The sequence below is a fragment of the Leifsonia sp. HAY1-4F genome, assembly GCF_056755275.1.
In genome coordinates, this window is record NZ_JBNDHX010000158.1 from 1 (window position 1) to 5,324 (window position 5,324).

4 protein-coding genes are annotated in these 5,324 nt (G+C 68.1%); 2 read left to right on the forward strand and 2 right to left on the reverse strand.

All coding sequences use genetic code 11. The annotated features are described in order from the left end of the window. Together ACPYOG_RS18470 and ACPYOG_RS18475 are read right to left on the reverse strand one after the other, a co-directional pair. The coding region (locus tag ACPYOG_RS18470) for a Bax inhibitor-1/YccA family protein (RefSeq protein ID WP_481295606.1) at nucleotides 1-748 on the reverse strand (748 nt) is incomplete at its 3' end. Between the two features lie 35 nt (nucleotides 749-783). After that, nucleotides 784-1,335, reverse strand: coding sequence for a hypothetical protein (locus ACPYOG_RS18475; RefSeq protein WP_481295607.1), 552 nt, complete (start codon nucleotides 1,333-1,335; stop codon nucleotides 784-786). A gap of 63 nt (nucleotides 1,336-1,398) precedes the next feature. On the opposite strand from ACPYOG_RS18475, the gene ACPYOG_RS18480 reads away from it, so the two are divergent. Beyond that, nucleotides 1,399-2,466, forward strand: coding sequence for a glycerophosphodiester phosphodiesterase family protein (locus ACPYOG_RS18480; protein ID WP_481295608.1), 1,068 nt, complete (start codon nucleotides 1,399-1,401; stop codon nucleotides 2,464-2,466). A gap of 70 nt (nucleotides 2,467-2,536) precedes the next feature. Further along, nucleotides 2,537-5,080 carry an ATP-dependent helicase gene (locus tag ACPYOG_RS18485; protein WP_481295609.1) on the forward strand — a complete coding sequence of 848 codons (2,544 nt, stop codon included), beginning with the start codon at nucleotides 2,537-2,539 and terminating at the stop codon, nucleotides 5,078-5,080. Nucleotides 5,081-5,324 lie beyond the last annotated feature (244 nt).

A 5,324-nucleotide genomic window follows, 5' to 3' on the forward strand; every position in this document is an offset into this window, starting at 1 on the left:
GCCAGACGACGGTCACCATGATGCCGAAGGCGCCGGCCCAGCCGTAGGCTCGCGGGGCGCGGTTCTTGACGCCTCGCTGGATGGCGTCGAAGTCGAGCACGAGCGAGTACGCGCACATGATGACGACGAGGACACCGATCACGAGCCCGAGCGGGATGCCGAAGATGTGGAACGATCCCCGGAGACCCCACGGGTCGTTCACGGCTCCGGTGACGATCAGCACCAGGTTGATCATCGAGAACAGGAAGTAGCCGATCATCGCGACGAGGAAGATCTTCGTCGCGCGCGCGGACGCCCGGATCTTGCCGCTCGCGAAGAGCGCCAGCGTCACACCGACGACGACGACCGTGCCGATGACCGCCTGGATCACGACTCCGCCGGCGAAGGCCTCGTAGAACCGGGAGATGCCGCCGATGGCGACACCCTCGGCCGCGGCATACGCCAAGGTCAGGCCGGCCGAGGGCAGCTTCTTCCGGTTGCGGAAGATGTTGACGAAGGCGAGCACGAGACCGGCGACGACGCCGAGGATCCACAGGCCCGGGACGATCCAGCCGACGGCCGCGCCCACGAGGAGGACGGCGAAGGCGGCGACGGTCTTCCGGATGGTGTCCTCGACCGTCATCCGGTCGGTCTCGACCGCGGTCGCCGAGGGGGCTTCGTACAGCTCCTGCAGCTGCTCGGCGGAGGCCGTGGTGGGCGTGTTGCGGAAGGCGGGGCTCTGAGAGAAAGCCGGGTTGGACGTTGCCATGATTCCTCGCTAGGTCGGACGACGGGAGGTCGTGTTCAGTCCAATCTATTCGCTTCTTTTCTGAGCGTTCTGACAGATTGCCATGAATCCCATCGGACGGCGGTCCAGCGGGCGAGCCATGCGGACGCGACGACCACCACGCTGGTGGTCAGAATCGTGACCCAGCCCTCCTGGTAGTCGTGCACGATGCCGGGCAGGACGACGCTCCACACCACCGGGACGGCGAGAGCGGCGAACGCCGGGAGGGGGCGCAGCCGCACGAGCAGCCAGGCGGCGAGGGCGATCGCGTAGCACCAGGCGAATCCCGAGCCGCCGAGCATCAGCCAGGTGAAGCCGAGGACCGGAACGGGCACCGCCACACGCCGTCCGATCGTGGACGGCAGGATCGCCCATCCGGCCGGCTGCATCAGCGAGCCGAGGAGGAGCAGGGGGAGGCTGTACGCGGTCGTTCCGAGGATGCAGGCCGTGCCGACGACGATCAGCGTCAGCCCGACGATCAGACGGGGGCGATACGCGCCCCAGCGCAGGGTGAGCAGCGACGCCGGCTCGACCCAGCGGGTCTGCGTCGCGGGCGAGTCGGCGGGCACGGGTCGATTCTGGCATCCCCCGGGTGCCGTCGGCAGCAGGAACGCGCGGGCTAGGATCGGCCCATGCGTGCGCGAACGGCCCCGATGGTCATCGGACACCGGGGTGCGCCGGGCTACCGGCCGGAGCACACGCGCGGCTCCTACGAGCTCGCGCTGCAGCTGAGGGCGGATGCCGTGGAGCCGGACATCGTCGCCACGAAGGACGGCGTCCTGGTACTTCGGCACGAGAACGAGATCTCGGGCACCACCGATGTCGCGGACCATTCCGAGTTCGCGGATCGGCGAACCACCAAGGAGATCGACGGCGTCGCCCTGACCGGCTGGTTCACGGAGGACTTCACCTGGGAGGAGCTGTCGACCCTGCGTGCGCGGGAGCGCATCCCGGCGTTGCGCCAGAGCAGCTCGACGTTCGACGGCCACTATCCGCTGCTGCGCCTGCGGGACCTGCTGGAGCTGATCGAACGCGCCGGCGAGGCCCCCGGTCGCTCTCCAGGCCTTGTCGCCGAGCTGAAGCACGCGACGTACTTCGAGGCGGCAGGGCTCCCGCTCGACGAGCTGCTCCTCGCGGAGTTCGCGGAGGCGGGCTGGTCGGATCGCCCGGGCGTCGTGGTGGAGAGCTTCGAGCGCACCGTCCTCGGGCAGTTGCATGCGCGCGGCTTCCGTGGCCGGCGCGTCTACCTGCTGGAGGGGACGGGCGCTCCGGCCGACCGGGTCGCCGCGCTCGGTTCCGCCGCGCCCGGCTACGACAGCGATCTGACGCTGCGCGGCCTCTACTCGCTCGGCTCGGCGGCGGCATCCCCCGGCGACCGCGTGGACGGGATCAGCGTCGAGACCTCCCAGGTGCTCTCCTCCGGCTCCGTCTCGGTAGCGCTCTTCGGAGAGGACGATGCCGCGGATGTCGGCGCGGTGACCTCCGACCTCGTCGATCTCGCACACTCGGCGGGCCTCGCGGTGTTCTGCTGGACGCTGCGGCCGGAGAACGGGATGCTGCCCCCCGAGTTCCGGTCGGGTGGGGCGGAGGCGGAATGGGGCGATTGGCGTCGCTTCTTCTCGATCCTCCTGCACTCCGGTGTGGACGGGGTCTTCGCCGACCATCCCGACCTCGCCGTCTCGGTCCGCGACGGACACTGAGGCGTGATCCGCCGCCGCTCGGGCGGCTCCCGGCCGAATGACGGTGGCGGCGACTAAAATCGACGAAGACATGACGAGCCTCCCTGACGCCCCGCAGACCACCCCCTCCTCCGTTCCCATCATCCTGGACGGATGGCAGGGCGACGGCGTCGACGAACGGGCGGCTGCACGAGATGCCGGGTCGTCCGGAGCGGGTTCCGGCAAGGCCGGCTCCGGCCATTGGGGCCCGAGCGAACGTCTGTTCGCCGGTCTCAACCCGCAGCAGCGAGTGGCGGCCGAGTACCGGGGCCAGGCGCTCCTGATCGTCGCCGGCGCGGGGTCGGGAAAGACGAGCGTCCTCACCCGGCGCATCGCCGGACTCATCGAGGGTCGTGAAGCGTGGCCCAGCGAGATCCTCGCGATCACGTTCACGAACAAGGCAGCCAACGAGATGCGTGAGCGCGTCGAGCAGCTGGTCGGGGGCAAGGCGCAGGGGATGTGGATCTCGACCTTCCACTCGGCCTGCGTCCGCATCCTCCGCCGTGAGGCGGAGACGATCGGCAAGACGTCGAGCTTCACGATCTACGACTCCGGCGATACCCGGGCGCTGCTGAAGCGCATCATCAAAGGGCTCGATGCCGACACCCTCGGCTTCACGGTCGGCAGCGCCGCGAACCGCATCTCCAAGCTCAAGAACGAGCTGACGGATCTGGAGACCTTCGCCCGCTCGGCGAACCTCAGCGATCCGCAGGAGGTCATGTTCCTCGAGATCTTCCGTCAGTACACGCGCGAGCTGCGCCGGGCGAACGCCTTCGACTTCGACGACCTGATCGCCGAGACCGTCTTCCTGTTCCGTGCCTTCCCGCGGATCGCCGCTCTCTATCAGAGCCGGTTCCGCCACATCCTGGTTGACGAGTACCAGGACACCAACCATGCTCAGTATTCGCTCATCCGCGAGCTGACCATGCCGGTCGCCCCCGACATCGTGGACGACCTCGAAGCCCACGGGCGCAATGTCCGGCCGCTGCGCGACGCCGCCGGCGTCATCCCGAGCGCATCCCTCACCGTCGTCGGCGACTCCGACCAGTCGATCTATGCCTTCCGCGGTGCGGACATCCGGAACATCGTCGAGTTCGAGCGGGACTTCCCGGGGGCGAAGGTGGTGCTGCTGGAACAGAACTACCGATCGACGCAGAACATCCTGAGTGCGGCGAACGCCGTCATCGCGAACAACTTCGACCGCAAGGACAAGAAGCTGTGGACGGCCGTGGGCGACGGCGACAAGATCGTCGGCTACACCGGGTACTCCGGTCACGACGAGGCGCAGTTCGTCGCGGACGAGATCGAGAAGCTGCACGCGGCCGGGATGGACTACAAGGACATCGCGGTCTTCTACCGCACCAACGCCCAGACGCGAGCGTTGGAGGAGATCTTCATCCGCTCGGCGCTGCCGTACAAGGTGATGGGAGGCACGAAGTTCTACGAGCGGGCCGAGATCAAGGACTCGATGGCCTACCTCATCACGGTCGCGAACCCGGACGACATGCTCGCACTCCGCCGCATCCTGAACACGCCGAAGCGGGGCATCGGTCCGGCGACGGAGACGCAGTTGGCGAGCTACGCCGAGGACAACGGATTGACCTTCCGCGCAGCGATGCGCGACGCCGGATCGCTGGGTCTCGGGCCGAAGGTGACCAATGCGATCCTTCAGCTCTCGAACCTTCTCGACGAGGCGGCGGCGAAGATCGATCCGTCCAACCCGGCCGGAGTGTCGTCCGTGGCCGACGTGCTCACGTTCCTGCTCGACGGCAGCGGGTACCTGGAGGCGCTGCGCAACAGCCGCGATCCCCAGGACGAGGCCCGCGCGGAGAACGTCGACGAGCTGGTGGCGGTGACGCGCGAGTTCGGCCGCAACAACCCGGATGGGTCGTTGGTGGACTTCCTCACCGAGGTCTCCCTGGTGGCCGCCGCGGACGAGATCGACGATTCCAGCGGATCCGTGTCGCTGATGACCCTCCACACCGCGAAGGGGCTGGAGTACGACGCGGTGTTCCTCACGGGCATCGAGGAGGACCTGCTCCCGCATCGCATGTCGGCGAACGAGCCGGGCGGCCCGGCGGAGGAGCGCCGGCTCTTCTATGTCGGCATCACCCGTGCCAAGAAGCGCTTGTTCCTGTCCCTCGCCATGACCCGTGCCCAGTTCGGCGAGACCGCGGTGGCCATGCCCAGTCGCTACCTGCAAGAGATCCCCGCCGACCTGATCGATTGGCGGCAGTCGCCGGGGGCGGCCAACGGCCGGGGAGGGACGCAGTCCCGCGCGCTCAACGCACGCCGCCCCGGCATCGAGGGCGGCTCCGGCGGTTCCGGCGTCTCCGGATGGAACGACAGCCTCTCCGCCGCGCCCTTCCGCCAGGAGCGCCCGAAGGCCGAATGGCCGAATCGGGTCACCGGCAAAGTCCGCGACAACGGCGACCTCGAGCTCGCGCCCGGCGACCGCATCCGGCACGCCGACTTCGGCGAGGGACGCGTCATGCAGGTCACCGGCCAGGGTGCGAAGCGGGTCGCGCACGTGCAGTTCGAGAAGGCGGGCGCGAAGAAGCTCCTCATCAAGATCGCCCCGATCGACAAGCTCTGACGGGACCCGGCTCCGCCTTCCCGATGTCCGGCAAGTGAAGGAGATTCGCACGAATACCCTTCGAATCTCCTTCACTACTGCCATTCGAAGGAGATTCGACACCCGATCTCCTTCGATAGCCGCAGTTCGATAGGGCCGGTTCGATAGGCCCAGTTCGGTGGGGCCGTTTCGATAGGCCCAGTTCGGTGGGGCCGTTTCGATAGGCCCAGTTCGGTGGGGCCGTTTCGATAGGCCCAGTTCGGTG

Excerpts from the sequence above, each read along its gene's own strand:
- ACPYOG_RS18485 (WP_481295609.1), top strand. The coding sequence starts at position 2,537 with ATGACGAGCCTCCCTGACGCCCCGCAGACCACCCCCTCCTCCGTTCCC.
- ACPYOG_RS18480 (WP_481295608.1), top strand. The coding sequence starts at position 1,399 with ATGCGTGCGCGAACGGCCCCGATGGTCATCGGACACCGGGGTGCGCCG.